The following is a 16,981-nucleotide window of genomic DNA, read 5'->3' as shown; positions in this document are numbered from 1 at the left end:
TGTGGGAGCAGAGGCATAGGTGAAACCCCGCAGTGCGTCAGCACGCGGAGGCTCACCAGCCGCCCACGGAAAGCGAAGTGTATTTCCGAAGCGACGTTATTCCACTCAACCTTTACGTCGCAGTTTATGGATTATTCGTCAAAATAGAAAATTCGTTAAGACATCAAGTTACAATGAGCGAACAACGAAGGCAGTACACGAAAGTTGCACTTATGAAAGTATTTATACTCCTTTAACTACCAAAAAGAAAAGATGGCTCTCCCTTTGGATCACCATCTTTCTATCTGGTCAACAATATATCAATTATTTTTTCAAATTATAAAATGCATTCAAACCGGCGTATTCGCCCATTCCTGCCAGCTCATCTTCAATACGCAGGAGCTGATTGTACTTGGCAACGCGGTCGGTGCGGGATGGAGCACCTGTTTTAATCTGACCCGCATTTGCTGCCACGGCAATATCGGCAATTGTCGCATCTTCTGTCTCACCTGAACGATGCGAAATGATAGCCGTATATCCCGCTTGCTTAGCCATTTCAATCGCTTCGAACGTTTCAGTCAGAGTTCCGATCTGATTGACTTTGACGAGAATCGAGTTACCGACACCTTCCTCAATACCGCGGGAAAGTTTGCTCGTATTTGTCACAAACAAATCGTCGCCAACGAGCTGAACGCGGTCACCAATCCGTTCTGTCAGAAGTCTATGACCTTCCCAGTCGTTTTCATCAAGTCCATCTTCAATCGAAATGATTGGGTATTTATTGATCAGGTCTTCATACCAGTCGACCATCTCTGATGCTGTACGAGTGACCCCTTCACCTTTAAGATGATATTCGCCATTATCATAAATTTCAGAAGAAGCAACATCCATCGCAAGCTTAACTTCTTCACCCGGTTTATAACCGGCTGTTTCAATGGCTTCGACAATCGTTCCGAGTGCTTCTTCGTTGGAATCAAGATTCGGTGCAAATCCGCCTTCATCACCGACGCCGGTGTTATAGCCTTTGGACTTCAACACCTTTTTCAGGGAATGAAAGATCTCCGCGCCTGTACGCAAGGCCTCTTTAAAAGTTGGTGCCGCAGCAGGCATGATCATGAATTCCTGAATATCCACATTATTGTCTGCATGTTCACCGCCATTGAGGATGTTCATCATTGGTGTTGGAAGCTTTTTGGCGTTAAACCCGCCAAGATAGTTATATAACGGCAGTTCCAGGTAGCTGGATGCGGCATGAGCGACTGCCATGGAAACACCAAGAATAGCATTAGCTCCCAGCTTGCCCTTGTTTTCAGTGCCATCGAGTTCCAACATAACCTGATCAATAATATTCTGTCGTGTGACGTCAACCCCTATTAATTCCGGTGCGATAATATCATTGACATTTTCAACTGCTTTTTCTACACCTTTTCCGAGGTAGCGATTTTTGTCCCCATCGCGTAACTCAACAGCTTCATATTCACCGGTTGAGGCTCCGCTCGGCACCAATGCTGCACCAAATGCGCCTGATTCTGTAAATACTTCAACTTCAATTGTCGGATTGCCGCGGGAATCAAGTACCTCGCGGGCATAAACGTCTGTAATGTATGGCATCCAACCACTCCTTTACTTTTCAATTAATGATTCACCAGTCATTTCGTCCGGTTTATCAACATCCAATAAGTCCAGTAATGTCGGCGAAAGATCCGCTAAAATACCGCCATCGCGAAGTTCTGCACCCTCTTTGGTAACAATGACCGGAACAGGATTCTTCGTGTGTGCCGTCATTGGATCACCTTCCAGTGTAATCACTTCGTCGGAATTCCCATGATCGGCTGTAATGATCGCATTTCCGCCGAGTTCCAAAATTTTATCAACGATTTTGCCCAAGCATTCATCAACCGCTTCAATCGCTTGAACGGTCGGCTCTAGTTTTCCGGAATGCCCAACCATGTCCGGGTTGGCAAAATTTAAGATAATCGCATTTTGCGTTTTGGCATCCAGTTCTTCCAATAATGAATCTGTTACTTCATACACGCTCATTTCAGGCTTGAGATCATATGTTGCCACTTTAGGTGAATCAATCAGCACCCGCTTTTCACCCGGAAATTCGTTCTCGCGTCCGCCGCTCATGAAAAATGTAACGTGCGGGTATTTTTCCGTTTCAGCAATTCGCAGCTGATTCATGTCATTCTGTGACAAAACCTCGCCGACTGTATTATCCAGATTGACCGGCTTATAGGCAACATAACCGTCAATTGCCTCACTGAATTCAGTAAGCATTACGAAGTCAAGATCTTTCGGCGGGTGTTCGCCACGGTCAAAGTCCTGAAAATCATCGTTGGCAAATGTCCGGGAAATTTGAATCGCCCGATCAGGACGGAAATTATAAAAGATGATGGAATCCCTATCTTTCACTTTTCCGACCGGCTCACCGTTTTTATCCGTCAAAACAGATGGGATCACAAATTCATCATAAATGCCGTTTTCATAGGAATCATCTATGACCTCATACGGGCTCTGATACGACGGCCCTTCGCCATAAACCATCGCATCATAGGCTTTCTTTACACGATCCCAGCGTTTATCACGGTCCATCGAATAATAACGACCGGAAATCGTGGCAAACTGGCCGACACCGTACTCTTTCATTTTGTCTTCAGTTTGTTCAATATATTCCTTAGCAGTTTGCGGGCCAACATCACGTCCATCCAGAAATGCGTGAACATATACTTTTTCCAGATCATTATCTTTTGCCAGCTTTAATAATGCAAACAGATGGTTGACGTGGCTGTGAACACCGCCATCAGACAGCAGACCGAAAATATGCAGTGCCTTATCGTTGTCCTTTGCATGCTGAATGGACTTTAAGAACGCCTCTTTCTCATAGAACTCGCCTTCCTTAATGGACAAATTCACCCTGGTAAGACTCTGGTAAACAATACGGCCGGCACCAATATTGAGGTGCCCCACTTCTGAATTGCCCATTTGTCCTTCAGGCAATCCAACCGCTTCACCGGATGCTGTTAATTGATTATGGGCAAATTGTTTCCAGTAACGGTCAAAATTTGGGGTTTTTGCTTGTTTGACAGCATTGCCCATTTCTTCACCCCGGATGCCAAAGCCATCAAGGATGATAAGTGCTGCTAATCTTTGATCACTCATTTTGTACCTGCCTCCACAAGCTGCAAGAAAGATTCTGGGTCGAGGCTAGCGCCGCCAACAAGTGCTCCATCGATATCAGGCTGATCGAGAAGCTCATCAATATTTGTCGCCTTAACACTGCCACCATATTGAATAACTACCTGTTCAGCAACATTTTCTGATGTCATATCTTTAATGACACTCCGAATGAGTGAACAAACCTGATCAGCATCCGAACTTGAAGCTGTCTTGCCTGTACCGATTGCCCAAATCGGTTCGTAGGCAATGATAACTGATCCGATTTGCTCATCGCTAAGGTGTCTCAGGCCCGTCCGCACCTGACTTTCAATGTGGCTCATCGTTTCGTTTGCTTCACGCTGTTCGAGCGTTTCTCCTACACAAACAATCGGGATTAAATCATGATTGAATGCGGCATGAACCTTTTTATTAACTGACTCATCGGTCTCGGCAAAGTGTTCGCGTCGTTCCGAATGGCCGATAACAACATGTGTCACACCAAGATCTTGCAGCATCGCCGGGCTCACTTCCCCCGTAAACGCACCGCTATCTTCAAAGTGCATATTTTGTGCGCCGACTTTTAAATTACTTCCTTTTGCTTTCTCCACAAGAGACGGCAAAAATGGGAACGGTGCACAAACAATTGCTTCGACGCTATCATCTTTTGGCAGCTTTCCAGTCACAGAAACAGCAAACTGATCAGCCTCGGATAAAACTTTATTCATTTTCCAATTGCCGGCTATCACTTTGTTGCGCATTGTATCACCTCTCCAATATTATTTATCATCAAGTGCTTTAAGTCCAGGAAGAACTTTCCCTTCCATAAACTCCAAGGAGGCCCCACCACCGGTTGACACATGATCCATGTCATCGGCGAAACCAAATTTTTCAACTGCTGCAGCGGAATCCCCTCCGCCGATCACTGTGTATCCTTCCGTGTCGGAAAGACTTTGTGCGACCGATCTCGTTCCACCTGCAAAAGCGTTATATTCGAATACACCCATAGGGCCGTTCCAGATAATCAATTTGGAATCATTAACAATCTGTCCATACTTTTCACGTGTTTTCGGCCCGATATCCAACGCTTCCCAATCGGCAGGGATTTCTGTAATATCAACAATTTTCGTGTTGGCATCTTCTGAAAAGTCATCTGCCACTACGGCATCCTCCGGCATGACAAAGTTAACACCTTTATCCTGCGCTTTCTGCATGAATTCTTTTGCCATGTCAATCTTATCTTGTTCAAGCAGCGACTTTCCGATCTCATAGCCCTGTGCTTTGACAAATGTATAAGCGAGCCCACCACCAATAATTAAATTATCGACTTTATCCAGCAAATGATCAATCACATTGATTTTATCTTTAACCTTTGCACCACCAATAATGGCTGTAAACGGCCGGTCGGGATTTTCCAGCGCTTTGCCGAGCACATCAATTTCCTTTTCCATTAAGAAGCCGGCTGCAGCGGGCAGCTTTTCCGCTGCACCTGTTGTCGATGCGTGCGCCCGGTGTGCTGCCCCGAACGCGTCATTAACATACAGATCCGCCATATCCGCAAAGGCTTGTACCAATTCTGGGTCATTCTTTTCTTCACCGGGTTCGAAACGGACATTCTCGATTAATACGACATCGCCATCGCTCACCTGTGAAAGGGCCTCATTTACTTCTTTCCCGTAAACAGTATCAGTTTTAACCACTTCTTTTCCAAGCAGTTCACTCAAGCGTTCCGCAACCGGATCAAGTCTTAGGTCCTCAACCACTTCGCCTTTAGGACGGCCTAGATGACTCGCCAGTATAACAGTCGCCCCGTTCTGCGTAAGGTGCTCAATGGTCGGGAGAGCTGCCCTGATCCGTGTATCATCCGACACGGTGCCATCTTTCATTGGTACGTTGAAATCAACACGGCAAAACACATTTTTATCTTTTACATCAAGATCATGCAGTGTTTTTTTGTTCATGTTAAACCTCCTGCCTTTCAACTATGTATACTGTGAAATCTTTCTTTAACTATTATACACTTAAAAAAGGAGAAGGAAATAGCCCCTCCCCCTTTATAAGTCATCTTAAAATCCTTGTTTACCAATATAGGCTGCCAGATCAACACACCGTGCAGAATAACCCATTTCGTTGTCATACCATGATACAACTTTTACCATATTGTCTTCCATGGTCATGGTTGACTGGGCATCGAACAGTGACGAATAAGTGGTGCCAACAATATCACTGGAAACGAGCGGTGCTTCACTATAGCCGACAATGCCTTTCAAACCTTCTTCTTCAGCAGCGGCTTTAAATGCTTCATTGACTTCTTCCCGTGTTACGTTTTTATCAAGTTCAGCGACCAGATCAATCAACGAGCCATCCGGCGTTGGGACACGAACTGCATTACCGTTCAGTTTTCCGTCTAACTCCGGTACGACTTTGCCGACAACTTTAGCTGCTCCGGTCGTTGTTGGGATGATATTCTGTGCTGCTGCCCGGGCACGGCGATAGTCTTTATGCGGCAAATCCAGGATCTGCTGGTCATTCGTATAGGAGTGAACCGTCGTCATCAGACCGCGCTTAACACCGAAATTGTCATGCAATACTTTCGCAAGCGGTGCAATGGAATTTGTTGTACATGATGCATTGGAAACGATATGGTGTTCCTTAGGGTCATAATCCGTTTCGTTAACACCCATCACCATTGTCAGGTCTTCCTGCTTAGCCGGTGCTGAAATAATCACTTTCTTCGCACCGCCATCAAGATGTTTCTTCGCATCGTCACGCTGTGTAAAACGGCCTGTTGACTCAATGACAATATCGACACCGAGCTCGTCCCAGCCGAGGTTTGCCGGGTCTTTTTCAGAAAGTACTTTAATTTCTTTTCCACCCACCACAATGTTGGAGCCATTAACTGTAACTTCTTCGTCCAATGTGCCGTGAACGGAGTCATACTGCAGCAAGTGTGCAAGCATATTCGCATCCGTTAAGTCATTGACAGCAACAACCTCAACGTCATCATTTTTCATTGCCTGACGGAAAACATTGCGGCCAATACGTCCAAAACCGTTAATTCCCATTTTAGTTGCCATTTATAATTCCTCCTAATGATAATTATTGATAGACCATTTTAAAGGGAAGTTCTATCCCCTAAAATCGCCTCAGCTGCAGCTTCATCGGTGATCAACAGGTCGCTTTTACCCTGTTTGAAATACGATGCAATGGCTTGTGCCTTTGATTTGCCGCCTGCAACAGTAACCACTGTTTGGCTGTTTTCTGTTAAGTCATCCATATGGAGGCCAATTGTCCTTACTTGATGGACGATATTGCCATCCGCATCAAAATAATAACCAAATGCCTCGCTGACAGCTTTTTCTTCCCGGAGTTCACGGATGATCTCGCTTGATGTTTTACGCCTCTGTGCCATTGTGATGGCATCGCCTATTCCATGCAGAATGAAAGAAGAACCTTGAATCAGCTTTAGCACTTCAATCACAGCAGGCTCCTCTATCATCGTCTTGTACGATGTCTCACTTAAAGGATCCGGGACATATAACAGTCGATAGCGTCCTTCTGCCTGCCTTGCCATCTTGGCAGCAATTGTATTAGCCTGTCCTTCTTCTTTTTCGCCGATGCCGCCTCTGGCCGGGACAAACAGGCAGTCTCTATTGTCCTTAAAAGGGGTCATCATATCAGCAACTGCAGCCATGGTTGTTCCACCTGTAACAGTTACTGTCTGGTTGGACGGCAAGTGTTTTTTCAAATAGGACACACAAGTTTTTCCCATTTCTTGTTTTACCCAATCATGTTCATCACTATTACCAGAAACTATCATGATATTGTCCAGTTGTAATGTTTCCTTCAGCTGTTTTTCTAAAACGTCCATGCCCATGATGTCATGCATAGAGGAAGCTAGTTGATCAATGACTAATTTTCCCTCTTTTGTCAATTGCATTCCTATTGAGGACATATTAATCAAATTTTGACTGGAAAGAAGATCAACTTCACCGCGGACACGGCGTTCAGTGAGATGCGTGTTTTCAGCCAGCGCACGCCTGCCGATCGGCTGCAAAAGCTCAATATTCTGCAGGAGCATATAACGTTCCTGCATAACCTCCAGTAAATCGGGGTATAATTTTTTCTGCATCTCAATCAACTCGTGCATAAAAAAACTCCTTGGATGGACATAAATTGTCCCGTGAAGTTATATTGTGTCCCGCTGCAGGCAAAAAAATATGCACCTGAATTTCCGTTACAATAATATTTTACCATACCTGTTACATTATACAAATAAAAATGTTTCAAGAACTCTTTTTAGTCCTCCCTTGTTTTGCATAGAGTATGCTCCAGGGCCTGATAACTAATCTGTTCACAGTTTAGTATTGTCCCCCTGAATTGGACCACAGGAATCTGCAACTGATATTGCTCCAGCCACGCATCGTTTGTGTATATATCCCTTTCTTCTATTTCAAACGGATAATCATGCTGTAATAGTTTGAGCATCGCAAGTGCATTGTCACATAAAGGACAATTTTCTTTCGTGTAAAAGATGATACGCTCCATACTTTCCACCTCCTCATTTCCGTTTCGTTGACGAGGGAATCCCTAGCTGTTCCCGATATTTCATAACTGTCCGGCGTGCAGCTGTAATACCGAATTCCTTTTGCAGCCGGTCTTTGATGGCCTGATCAGACAGCGGCTTTTGTTTATCTTCATTTTTAATCAGTTCGGCCATTAATTGCTTAATAACAAAAGAAGCAGTCTGCCGGCCATCCTTTTGCTTCACCCCCGGCTGGAGAAAGAATTTCAGCGGGATGATGCCTTGTTTCGTCTGCACGTATTTATTCGTGATGGCCCTGCTGATTGTGGAGACATGCATATCCAAATCTGCGGCCACTTCCTTTAGTGTTAACGGCTCCAGCATAAAAGCACCATGTTCAAAATACATACGCTGACGTTCGACAATTTTTTCGATCACTTTTTCCAGTGTATTGCCGCGGAATTGAATGGCCTGCTTGAGCCAGTTGACTTGGTTGAATTTTTCTTTCAAAAAATCGGCTGCCTGTTTCTCGTCCACCTGAAGATGCCTATATGATTCATTGATTTCAATTGTCGGTGAATGCCATTTGTAGAACGAAATTTTCCAGTTGCCATCTTCCTCGTAAATATAGGCTTCCGGGATTACATACTCTGTCTTGTTCGTTGACAAAAGCTGACCCGGTTTCGGATGACATGACTGGATTTGTTTAATGATTGTCTCGGCTTCCTCATCAAATAAATGGAAATGATTGCTGATTTCAGTGATGTTTTCTTCGGCAACCCAGTCTAAATGATCGGTTAACAGCTCTTGCAGAAACGAATCGTCACCAGACATCTGCAGCAGAATGCATTCCTGAAGGCTTCGTGCCCCTACTCCCTTGGGTTCCAGCATCTGAATCAACCGAAGTGCTTCTTCCACTTGCTGCATCGTTTTATCACACTGGTTCGCCCAGGATTTCATATCAATATCCAGGTAGCCGTCTTCATTCAGCGAATCTATCCCAAAAAGGACGGTTGCCTGTAATTCATCAGGTACATTAATTGAATAGAGCTGGCCTTTGAGCTGTTCATACATGGTCAGTTCGGCTTGATTGATTTCTCCAATAGATGCTTCATTCGGGCTGGCCTGCTTAAAGCTGCTAATCCCATAGTCAACATTAACTTCCTCGATTAAAGGGTTCTCTTTGGAGAGTTCCTGAATGTACTCAACTATTTCCAATCCGGAAAACTGCAATAATTGAATCGCCTGAATAAGCGACTGATTCATCTTAAGCTGTAGTTTTTGTTCCTGGACAATTGCCGGTCGCATCTTGACTCTCCCCCTTTATCCTCTGTCTGGTTCTATTTTGCCACAAAACAGACAAAAACTCACGTTCAGAAAATACACACGACCAAAATGATGTGTGATATTTGTCACATCATTTGACACTGCTCAGGTATACAATGGAGTCAAAGTTGTAGATCAATCGAAAAGACAAAGCATGTCTGCCCAAAGGCATTTTTGTATTATTTCCCCATGATTAATCAAGCTAAAAAAAAAGCAAGTAAGAACAGATCTGCTCTTACTTGCTTTCTTATGCAAATAACGCGCCCGGGAGGACTTGAACCCCCGACTCCTGGTACCGGAAACCAGTGCTCTATCCAGCTGAGCTACGAGCGCATATAGTGCGTATTTATTTCGACACAATGAATATTATAATACGTTAATCAGGAATAAACAAGTGTTTTTACAGAAATAATGATTTGACAGTATTTTTCAATAATTTGAAAGGCAAGTTGAATTTTAGCCTTTAAACTATTTTCCTTGAAAGGGTTTTATCTTTTCCTGATAAAGGGTATGATGATGGATGACTCATTTATACTGGTCAATCTTGTATCCGCTGGAAATCATAACGTCAGAACATGAGACGTTTTTGTTTGACCTTTTCTGACCTATTAGTTATGATAAGAATATCCACTATATGGATTAAATTGATTTGAAACAAGGAGGAACAAATGCATGAATTTAATACCGACAGTCATTGAACAGACTAATCGTGGAGAACGCGCCTATGATATTTATTCACGTTTATTGAAAGACAGAATTATTATGCTTGGAAGTGGAATCGACGATAACGTCGCCAACTCAATTGTTGCCCAGCTGCTTTTCCTGGAAGCGGAAGATCCGGACAAGGATATTTCGCTGTATATCAACTCTCCGGGCGGTTCCATTACAGCCGGAATGGCTATTTATGACACAATGCAGTTTATTAAACCGAACGTGTCAACAATCTGCACCGGTATGGCAGCGTCAATGGGAGCGTTTCTTTTGGCAGCCGGCGAAAAAGGCAAACGCTATGCCCTTCCAAACAGTGAAGTCATGATTCACCAGCCACTGGGCGGAACACAAGGACAGGCAACCGATATTGAAATTCACGCACGTCGTATTATCCAGATGAAGGAAAAAATGAACAAAATTCTTTCTGAACGCACCGGTCAGCCACTCGAAGTCGTTGAACGTGACACTGACCGTGATAACTTCAAATCAGCCGAGGAATCCGTCGAATACGGTCTGATTGACAAGATTCTTGAAAGAAATACTGACAAGAAATAAATGAAACTACAATCAGCGCCGTGGTCTATCCCCGCTGATTGTAGAATCGAACATTTCGAACGAGACTGGAGCAAAGGATTTAAGCACAAAAATCCGAACGATGATTCAAAATTCTTCAGATAGAATTAGAATCAGTTCGGATTTTTCTTTTTATTGTAAAATAATTTTTCGCGGAGCAGGAAAAATACGAAGACTCTTGTGGAAGCAGAGACTCATCAGTCGCCCCTGGAAAGCGAAGTTTTTTACCGCAGCGGTGATTAGTACTTATCCCAACTTCACACTAACATTATTTTGGTTATTATGCGTCTATAATGTTAGTTGTTTAGTTATGTCCCAGCTTCTATTTCGAAACAAAATCGATTAAATCATTAAGGGCAATTTCTTCATCTTCACCTTCTGCAAACATTTTGACTGTCTCCCCCTGTGAAACTGCTAAACTCATCAGCCCCATGATACTTTTGGCATTCACCCGCTTCCCGTCTTTCTCAAGGAATAAATGTGCCGAATAGCGATTTGCTTCCTGGACAAACTGCGCTGCCGGCCGTGACTGCAATCCCGTTTCAAGCTTAACTTCTACCGATCTCTCAACCAAATATCTCATCCTCCCATCAGTCTTAGCTGGAATCGTTTTCAAAATATTTTTTAAAAAAGCAGCAAATTTTAAATATCTGCTGCTATTAGAATTAGATGCCGTTTTGCTGAATTACGTACCGATAAAAGGCAACAATTGAGGCAAAGACAGCTATAATGAATTGTCATTTTAATACGTATAGTATACCATACCAAAGAAAGAAAATGTTTATTATTCACTTTGGGGAATTAACCCGTCCTCACGCAGTTTTTCAGCAAACTCATCTATCTTTTTCAACCGATGATTGACGCCGGACTTGGATATTTTTCCGCCCGAAACCAGCTCACCCAATTCTTTCAACGAGATATCCTGATGCTGAATGCGTAATGCGGCCACTTCACGCAATTTTTCCGGAAGTGCCTCCAAACCAACCGTCTCTTCAATCAGTTTGATGTTTTCAATCTGGCGAAATGCAGCACCAATCGTTTTGTTAAGGTTGGCTGTTTCGCAATTGACAAGACGGTTGACTGAATTGCGCATATCCCGAACGATCCTGACGTCCTCAAATTTAAAGACAGCATTGTGCGCACCGATAATACTTAAAAAATCGGTTATCTTCTCCGCTTCCTTCAAATAGGTGATATATCCTGTTTTACGTTCCAGGTTTCTTGCCCGAAGATCAAATTCGTTCAGCAATTCACACAAGGAATCGTTGTGCTCCTGATATGAATTGAAAATTTCCAAGTGGTATGAAGATGTTTCCGGGTTGTTGATTGAACCGCCTGCCAGGAAAGCACCTCTTAAATAAGACCGTTTACAGCAGTCTTTGGCATAATACTGCTTGGGTATTGTTTTTATGAAGATGTTCTCATTCCGGATAATGCCCAAATCAGCGAGCAAATCCTTGACATCCTCTTTTATCCGGACAATGTATACATTATTTTTTTTTAGTTTCATTTTCTTTCTGACAAGCAGTTCGATTGAAAAATTATACTGCGATTTGATCAATGTGTATATGCGGCGGGCGATTGCAGCGTTTTCCGTCTGGACGTCCAGTGTATATTTATTTCCGGACATACTGACAACGCCATTCATCCGGACGAGCGCCGCCAATTCAGCATATTTACAGCAGGAATCCAATTCAATGCCTGTCAATTCTTTTTTTATTTCTGATGCAAATGACACTTCTGACACCTCCCTGTTCAGCCGTCAAATGCAGCCTATACCGCCTGATCGATCAGCGAATAGAGCAGTTTCGCTATTTTCTTAGTATCATGACGCAGCGTCGTCCGTGATGAGTCGATGATATCACCTTCAATAATCTGGAGCCCCATTCCAAGCAAACGCTCCGTATCATAGATTACCGGTGCAGCGTTTTCTTCCGCATAGACCTGACGGACATGTTTGCTGATCGGTTCGTTATGTACAACAACTGAATCAACACATCCCCCGCCGATGTGCCCGCGAATAGCCTGTACGTGATCTGCAGCGGTATATCCGGTTGTCTCCCCAGCCTGGGTCATCACATTGCAGACATAAACCACGTTAGCTTTCGTTTTGCTTAAAGCCACATCGATTTGCGGGATGATCATATTAGGCAAAATACTCGTATATAAACTACCCGGCGCAACAACAACCAAATCTGCGTTATTAATAGCATTCACCGCATCCGGAAGCGGCTGCACCGGCTGCGGGCTTAAATAGACTTTTTCGATTCTTTTGTTGGCAAGCGGAATGTTAGATTCGCCAGAAACAATCGTACCGTCCTCCATCTTTGCATGAAGGGACATGCTGTCATTCGATATTGGGTAAATTTCCCCTTTGACATTAAGCACTCGAGAAATTTCCTGGATACCTGTAAAAAAGTTTCCAGTAACTGATGTCATCGCAGCCAGCAGCAAGTTACCCATTGAGTGACCGGACAGACCGTTGCCGACTGTAAAACGGTGCTGGAATAATTCCAGCAGCATCGGCTCAGCATCCGACAGGGCAGCAATCACATTTCGTATATCTCCCGGAGCCGGAATCGCCATTTCATTTCTTAGGCGGCCTGTGCTACCGCCGTCATCCGCCACTGTCACCAGTGCGGTCAGGTCAATCGGCAGATCCTTCAGCCCGCGAAGGAGTACCGGCATACCTGTACCACCGCCAATGACTACGACACTTGGTTGTTTCCTGCTCTCCATATTAATGACCCTTTCTTTTATCGATATCGCGATGGTTGACATGTGTAATATAATGGGCTGAAAGCTGTTTTGCGAAATATTCGGCAAGGGCTACCGACCTGTGCTGGCCGCCGGTACAACCAATTCCTATAACCAGCTGCGATTTACCTTCTTTTTTATATTGGGGCAGCATGAACTGCAATAACTCAAGAACTTTTTCATTAAACTTTTGTGTGTCTGACCACTTGAAAACGTACGACGAGACTTCTGAATTAAGTCCGGTCAGCGGCTGCATATGCGATACATAATGGGGATTCGGCAAAAAGCGGACATCAAACAGCAGATCAGCATCAATTGGAATTCCATATTTATATCCGAATGACACCATATGAACCGAAAAAATATCCTGCTGATCTTCCGTATAGGCTCTCAGTATTTTTTCTCTCAATTCTCTCGGCTTTAAATCGGTCGTATCAATAATCCGCTGGGCTCTTCCCCGTAATTCATCAAGTATTTTCCGTTCCTGATGAATACCGTTCAACGGCAATCCTTCTGTAGCCAACGGATGTGTACGCCGTGTTTCTTTGTACCTGGTCACCAGTTCTTCATCTTTGGCATCGAGAAAGAGGATATGTTCATTAAGCCAGTCTTCCTCACCTAATACATCCAACGCCTCGAATAACGAATCAAAAAATTCCCTGCCGCGTAAATCCATCACCAGCGCCACATTTTTAATATTGTTCTGTGAGTCCTTCATAAGCTCTAAAAATTTTGGCAATAATGCAGGCGGCAAATTATCAACACAGTAATAGCCGAGATCTTCAAAACTTTGAACGGCAACCGTTTTTCCCGCCCCTGACATTCCGGTAATAATCACCAGCTTCGTTTCCTGTTTATTATTTAGCACGATACATTTCTCCTCTGCAGGGACTTGACGGATCCAGACGGTAATTAATCAGATTATAGTCTTCAGTATATGAGAACGAACCATACAGCGTTTTATTTGAAACCAGTAGGTGCTCAAAAATTTTTCTGTCACCCTCTGCCATTGGCAACGTTCTTATGGCATCAAACGTGACCCATTCCAGTTCGCCTTCCCGGCAGTAACCGGCTAGTTTTCCAGTAAACGAACGGCAGAAAAATGTGAACATCATCCACTCCTGTACGATTGTTCTACCGCTGTAAATCAAGAATGTAAATATACCGCCGAGCTCCGGATCGGTCAGTTCCAGCTCTGTTTCTTCCTGATATTCACGTACCGCAGATTCTTTTATGGTTTCTCCTTGTTCCATCTTGCCGCCGGGAATTGCGTACCAGCCTCGGCGCGGTTTTTTCAGCAATAAAACTTTATCTTCATTTAATAATATGCAATTGGTTACGCGCTGCATTCATGCTTCACTTCTTTCTCTAAAAGAGCAATCACTCTGTTCTTATTATACACTGAATGCGATATAACCAACAACCATATCGTTTGACGGTTGTTCGACATTTGTGGACAAACTTTGAACAAGTCAAAAAATAAAAAAAGCAGGTGAACGCATCACCTGCCAAAAACTAATTTATTATTAAAAGGGGGTCAATTAGTTAATTATATTATACCCCATTAATGTTTCGTACGTGTTACAGCAGCATTAAAAAGCAATGACTTTTTTGAAGCACACGTTAAATATCAGGATTTCGCCGCTTTCATCTCTTCATGAAGATCTTCAATATATTTCTGAGCTGTTTCGGCAGCAATACTTCCATCCCCGGTCGCTGTCACAATTTGTCTTAGTGTTTTCTCACGAATATCTCCTGCTGCAAAGATGCCCGGAATTGATGTTTCCATGTTTTCGTCTGTGGGAATATAGCCTTCATCGTTTGTAATCCCGAGTGATTTAAATGGCTCATTCAACGGCAGCATGCCAATATAAATAAATACACCATCAATCGGGTATTCGTATTCCTCGCCGGTTTTATTATTATACAACGAAACCGCGCTCACTTTGCCATCCGGGCCGTTTATGGTTTTCGCCTCGGTATTCCAGATAAAATCAACCTTATCATTATCAAAAGCGCGATCTTGCAGTATTTGCTGGGCACGCAGTTTATCACGACGATGAACAATTGTGACTTTATCGGCGAAACGCGTCAGATACATACCTTCTTCAACGGCAGAGTCCCCGCCGCCGACAACAATAAGATTTTTCTCTTTAAAGAATGCACCATCACATACGGCGCAATACGAAACGCCCCGTCCGCCCAATTCTTCTTCGCCTGGTACGCCAAGTTTCTTGTACTGGGCACCTGTGGTAATGATCAGTACACGTGTATTGTACTGTTTTTTTCCTGCAAAAACCGTTTTATACTCGCCATGGTCCTCTACGCCTTTTATGTCGCCGTAAGCGTATTCTGCACCAAATTTCTTTGCATGTTCAAACAGTTTATTGGATAAATCCGGGCCTGAAATGTATTCATAACCAGGATAGTTTTCAACATCTTCTGTATTGGCTACCTGACCGCCCGGAATGCCTCGTTCAATCATCAAAGTATCAAGATTTGCACGGGACGCGTAGACCGCCGCAGTCATGCCGGCAGGGCCTGCGCCAGCAATAATAACATCATACATACGTTCTTCGGCCATTTTATCAGCCCTTTCCTCACTATTATCTTCAAGTCATTCTCATCGTATTAAATGTCCCTGAAATAGTCTAACTTTATGCTCAAGCCTTTGCAGACAGGTGTTATGTCGCATTCCAGGGTCCTTCTTCATCTGCAAGAGCAGGATGTTTTTGACATCCTTCTTCCCACAATGAAAGAGCCTTGGAAGGCCTCCCGAGTTTATAGGCCGCAATACTGTACCATTTATAATAAGCTAAGTGACTTTTCACCAGCTGTTTGGATAACTTGCTAAACCGGTCATACGCCTGCTCATATACACCGGTAGCCGCTAATGTCACGGCTATCTTCAATTTTTGATGTTCATGAATTGGGTACACATTTAGTAATCCCTTGATGTGTCTTTCATATTCTTTTATCCGTCCTGTTTCATAATAAAACATTGCCAGGTTGGTATGACTGTGCAGTGAATCAGGCTGCTCTTCCAATAAATCCAGTTCCATATTAATTGCTTCTTCTATGGAGCCGGAGAAAAATAAAGCGTATGTATAATCGTGCTTAATTACTTTATGTTCCGGAAATAACACCATCATTTCTTCAAGCAGCGTGAGCGCCTTATCCCATTCTTTGCATTCTAAATGACGAAAAATCATTTCCTGATAGACGATAAGTTCGTCTTCTTCATCAAATTCCCACGCATCGGATTCTTCTTTATCACTATGCATTAAATCCAGTAAATGTTCCGCATCTTCGCGGAAATCGCCATTTTCCTCATTATCAAGATATATTTCGGCATATTTTTTGGCGTCATTCAACAAACCTAAGTGCGCATAATTGTTTGCCAGTAAATAATAACAATCGGTGTATTGATCGGCTGTAGACTGCAGCACTTCATGCAGCAACTGATTCGCAGCATGATAAGCACCAATCTCAGTATAAACAATCGACATCTGACATTGATACAGCGGATTTTCCGGTGCTGCCTCAATTGCCTTGCGAAGCCATTTTATGGCAATATCATATTTATGTTTTCCAAACGCTTCGGCACCTTTCGTAAAATAAAAATCACCATCCGGAATATAGGGGATAATATTCTCCTTTTTTCCTTGTGCGTTATTGTTTGATTGCAGCATACAGCCATCCCCCTCTTTGTCGAATCTCATCGAACAAAGTATATCACAATTACTGGGGGAATTATACATGTAATATTAAATTAGATTAGCTCAGCTTATAGCCAGGCTTTAATGGCAAAAGCCTTTACTCCTGAAAAGCAACGGCCTCGAGGGCGAAGTTTGTGGATTTCGGGCTGATGTTTGTGGATTTCGGGCTGATGTTTTGGTTTTCGGGCTGATGTTTTGGTTTTCGGGCTGATGTTTTGGTTTTCGGGCTGATGTT

At 43.4% G+C, this 16,981-nt stretch carries 16 protein-coding genes and 1 tRNA gene; 1 reads left to right on the top strand and 16 read right to left on the bottom strand.

From position 1 onward, the window contains the following. Positions 1-303: 303 nt before the first annotated feature. The 9 genes from eno to ON01_RS16680 form a co-directional block, all read right to left on the bottom strand. Positions 304-1,590, bottom strand: coding sequence for a phosphopyruvate hydratase (eno, locus tag ON01_RS16720; protein WP_010532163.1), 1,287 nt, complete (start codon positions 1,588-1,590; stop codon positions 304-306). 12 nt (positions 1,591-1,602) lie between these two features. Next, positions 1,603-3,141 carry a 2,3-bisphosphoglycerate-independent phosphoglycerate mutase gene (gpmI, locus tag ON01_RS16715; RefSeq protein WP_010532162.1) on the bottom strand — a complete coding sequence of 513 codons (1,539 nt, stop codon included), beginning with the start codon at positions 3,139-3,141 and terminating at the stop codon, positions 1,603-1,605. Beyond that, on the bottom strand, positions 3,138-3,896 hold the full coding sequence (tpiA, locus tag ON01_RS16710) for a triose-phosphate isomerase (RefSeq protein WP_010532161.1): 759 nt from the start codon (positions 3,894-3,896) through the stop codon (positions 3,138-3,140). The genes gpmI and tpiA overlap by 4 nt, the downstream gene beginning before the upstream one ends. 18 nt (positions 3,897-3,914) lie before the next feature. After that, a complete protein-coding gene (locus tag ON01_RS16705) occupies positions 3,915-5,096 on the bottom strand; it encodes a phosphoglycerate kinase (protein WP_010532160.1) in 1,182 nt (393 codons plus the stop codon). A gap of 105 nt (positions 5,097-5,201) precedes the next feature. After that, entirely contained in the window at positions 5,202-6,212 is a 1,011-nt protein-coding gene (gap, locus tag ON01_RS16700) for a type I glyceraldehyde-3-phosphate dehydrogenase (protein WP_010532159.1), read from the bottom strand. Between the two features lie 38 nt (positions 6,213-6,250). Continuing rightward, positions 6,251-7,285: a sugar-binding transcriptional regulator gene (locus ON01_RS16695; protein ID WP_010532158.1), complete on the bottom strand. Its 1,035-nt coding sequence runs from the start codon at positions 7,283-7,285 to the stop codon at positions 6,251-6,253. 149 nt (positions 7,286-7,434) lie between these two features. Continuing rightward, the gene (locus tag ON01_RS16690) at positions 7,435-7,683 is read right to left on the bottom strand and encodes a glutaredoxin family protein (RefSeq protein ID WP_010532157.1); all 249 of its coding nucleotides are present in this window, start codon (positions 7,681-7,683) and stop codon (positions 7,435-7,437) included. 13 nt (positions 7,684-7,696) lie between these two features. Further along, positions 7,697-8,968, bottom strand: a complete 1,272-nt coding sequence (rpoN, locus tag ON01_RS16685; RefSeq protein WP_010532156.1) for an RNA polymerase factor sigma-54 — start codon at positions 8,966-8,968, stop codon at positions 7,697-7,699. Positions 8,969-9,245: 277 nt separating this feature from the next. After that, positions 9,246-9,319: transfer RNA gene (locus ON01_RS16680), tRNA-Arg, on the bottom strand. Between the two features lie 339 nt (positions 9,320-9,658). Here ON01_RS16680 and clpP point away from each other — a divergent pair. Beyond that, the gene (clpP, locus tag ON01_RS16675; RefSeq protein WP_010532155.1) at positions 9,659-10,252 is read left to right on the top strand and encodes an ATP-dependent Clp endopeptidase proteolytic subunit ClpP; all 594 of its coding nucleotides are present in this window, start codon (positions 9,659-9,661) and stop codon (positions 10,250-10,252) included. A 340-nt stretch (positions 10,253-10,592) separates the two neighbouring features. Here the strand turns inward: clpP and ON01_RS16670 are convergent, their stop codons facing one another. The 7 genes from ON01_RS16670 to ON01_RS16640 all read right to left on the bottom strand — a co-directional run bounded on the left by ON01_RS16670 (position 10,593) and on the right by ON01_RS16640 (position 16,719). Beyond that, on the bottom strand, positions 10,593-10,844 hold the full coding sequence (locus ON01_RS16670) for an HPr family phosphocarrier protein (protein ID WP_010532154.1): 252 nt from the start codon (positions 10,842-10,844) through the stop codon (positions 10,593-10,595). 210 nt (positions 10,845-11,054) lie between these two features. Then, a complete protein-coding gene (gene whiA / locus ON01_RS16665; RefSeq protein ID WP_010532153.1) occupies positions 11,055-12,008 on the bottom strand; it encodes a DNA-binding protein WhiA in 954 nt (317 codons plus the stop codon). A gap of 35 nt (positions 12,009-12,043) precedes the next feature. Next, positions 12,044-13,009, bottom strand: a complete 966-nt coding sequence (locus tag ON01_RS16660) for a gluconeogenesis factor YvcK family protein (protein WP_010532152.1) — start codon at positions 13,007-13,009, stop codon at positions 12,044-12,046. 1 nt (position 13,010) lies between these two features. After that, complete coding sequence (gene rapZ / locus ON01_RS16655) at positions 13,011-13,895, bottom strand: RNase adapter RapZ (protein ID WP_010532151.1); 885 nt, start codon at positions 13,893-13,895, stop codon at positions 13,011-13,013. After that, entirely contained in the window at positions 13,885-14,376 is a 492-nt protein-coding gene (locus tag ON01_RS16650) for an NUDIX hydrolase (protein WP_010532150.1), read from the bottom strand. The genes rapZ and ON01_RS16650 overlap by 11 nt, the downstream gene beginning before the upstream one ends. 281 nt (positions 14,377-14,657) lie before the next feature. After that, positions 14,658-15,611: a thioredoxin-disulfide reductase gene (gene trxB / locus ON01_RS16645; protein WP_010532149.1), complete on the bottom strand. Its 954-nt coding sequence runs from the start codon at positions 15,609-15,611 to the stop codon at positions 14,658-14,660. 100 nt (positions 15,612-15,711) lie between these two features. Then, positions 15,712-16,719, bottom strand: coding sequence for a tetratricopeptide repeat protein (locus tag ON01_RS16640; RefSeq protein ID WP_010532148.1), 1,008 nt, complete (start codon positions 16,717-16,719; stop codon positions 15,712-15,714). Positions 16,720-16,981 lie beyond the last annotated feature (262 nt).

The organism is Lentibacillus jeotgali (assembly GCF_000224785.1).
GTDB lineage: Bacteria > Bacillota > Bacilli > Bacillales > Amphibacillaceae > Lentibacillus > Lentibacillus jeotgali.
Note: the sequence above shows the minus strand (reverse complement) of the source record. Positions and strands in the feature narration are given on the sequence as shown.

Bases quoted from the DNA above. Each gene is read 5' to 3' on its own strand.
- eno (WP_010532163.1), bottom strand. From the start codon at position 1,590: ATGCCATACATTACAGACGTTTATGCCCGCGAGGTACTTGATTCCCGC.
- gpmI (WP_010532162.1), bottom strand. From the start codon at position 3,141: ATGAGTGATCAAAGATTAGCAGCACTTATCATCCTTGATGGCTTTGGC.
- tpiA (WP_010532161.1), bottom strand. From the start codon at position 3,896: ATGCGCAACAAAGTGATAGCCGGCAATTGGAAAATGAATAAAGTTTTA.
- ON01_RS16705 (WP_010532160.1), bottom strand. From the start codon at position 5,096: ATGAACAAAAAAACACTGCATGATCTTGATGTAAAAGATAAAAATGTG.
- gap (WP_010532159.1), bottom strand. From the start codon at position 6,212: ATGGCAACTAAAATGGGAATTAACGGTTTTGGACGTATTGGCCGCAAT.
- ON01_RS16695 (WP_010532158.1), bottom strand. From the start codon at position 7,285: ATGCACGAGTTGATTGAGATGCAGAAAAAATTATACCCCGATTTACTG.
- ON01_RS16690 (WP_010532157.1), bottom strand. From the start codon at position 7,683: ATGGAGCGTATCATCTTTTACACGAAAGAAAATTGTCCTTTATGTGAC.
- rpoN (WP_010532156.1), bottom strand. From the start codon at position 8,968: ATGCGACCGGCAATTGTCCAGGAACAAAAACTACAGCTTAAGATGAAT.
- clpP (WP_010532155.1), top strand. From the start codon at position 9,659: ATGAATTTAATACCGACAGTCATTGAACAGACTAATCGTGGAGAACGC.
- ON01_RS16660 (WP_010532152.1), bottom strand. From the start codon at position 13,009: ATGGAGAGCAGGAAACAACCAAGTGTCGTAGTCATTGGCGGTGGTACA.
- ON01_RS16650 (WP_010532150.1), bottom strand. From the start codon at position 14,376: ATGCAGCGCGTAACCAATTGCATATTATTAAATGAAGATAAAGTTTTA.
- trxB (WP_010532149.1), bottom strand. From the start codon at position 15,611: ATGGCCGAAGAACGTATGTATGATGTTATTATTGCTGGCGCAGGCCCT.
- ON01_RS16640 (WP_010532148.1), bottom strand. From the start codon at position 16,719: ATGCTGCAATCAAACAATAACGCACAAGGAAAAAAGGAGAATATTATC.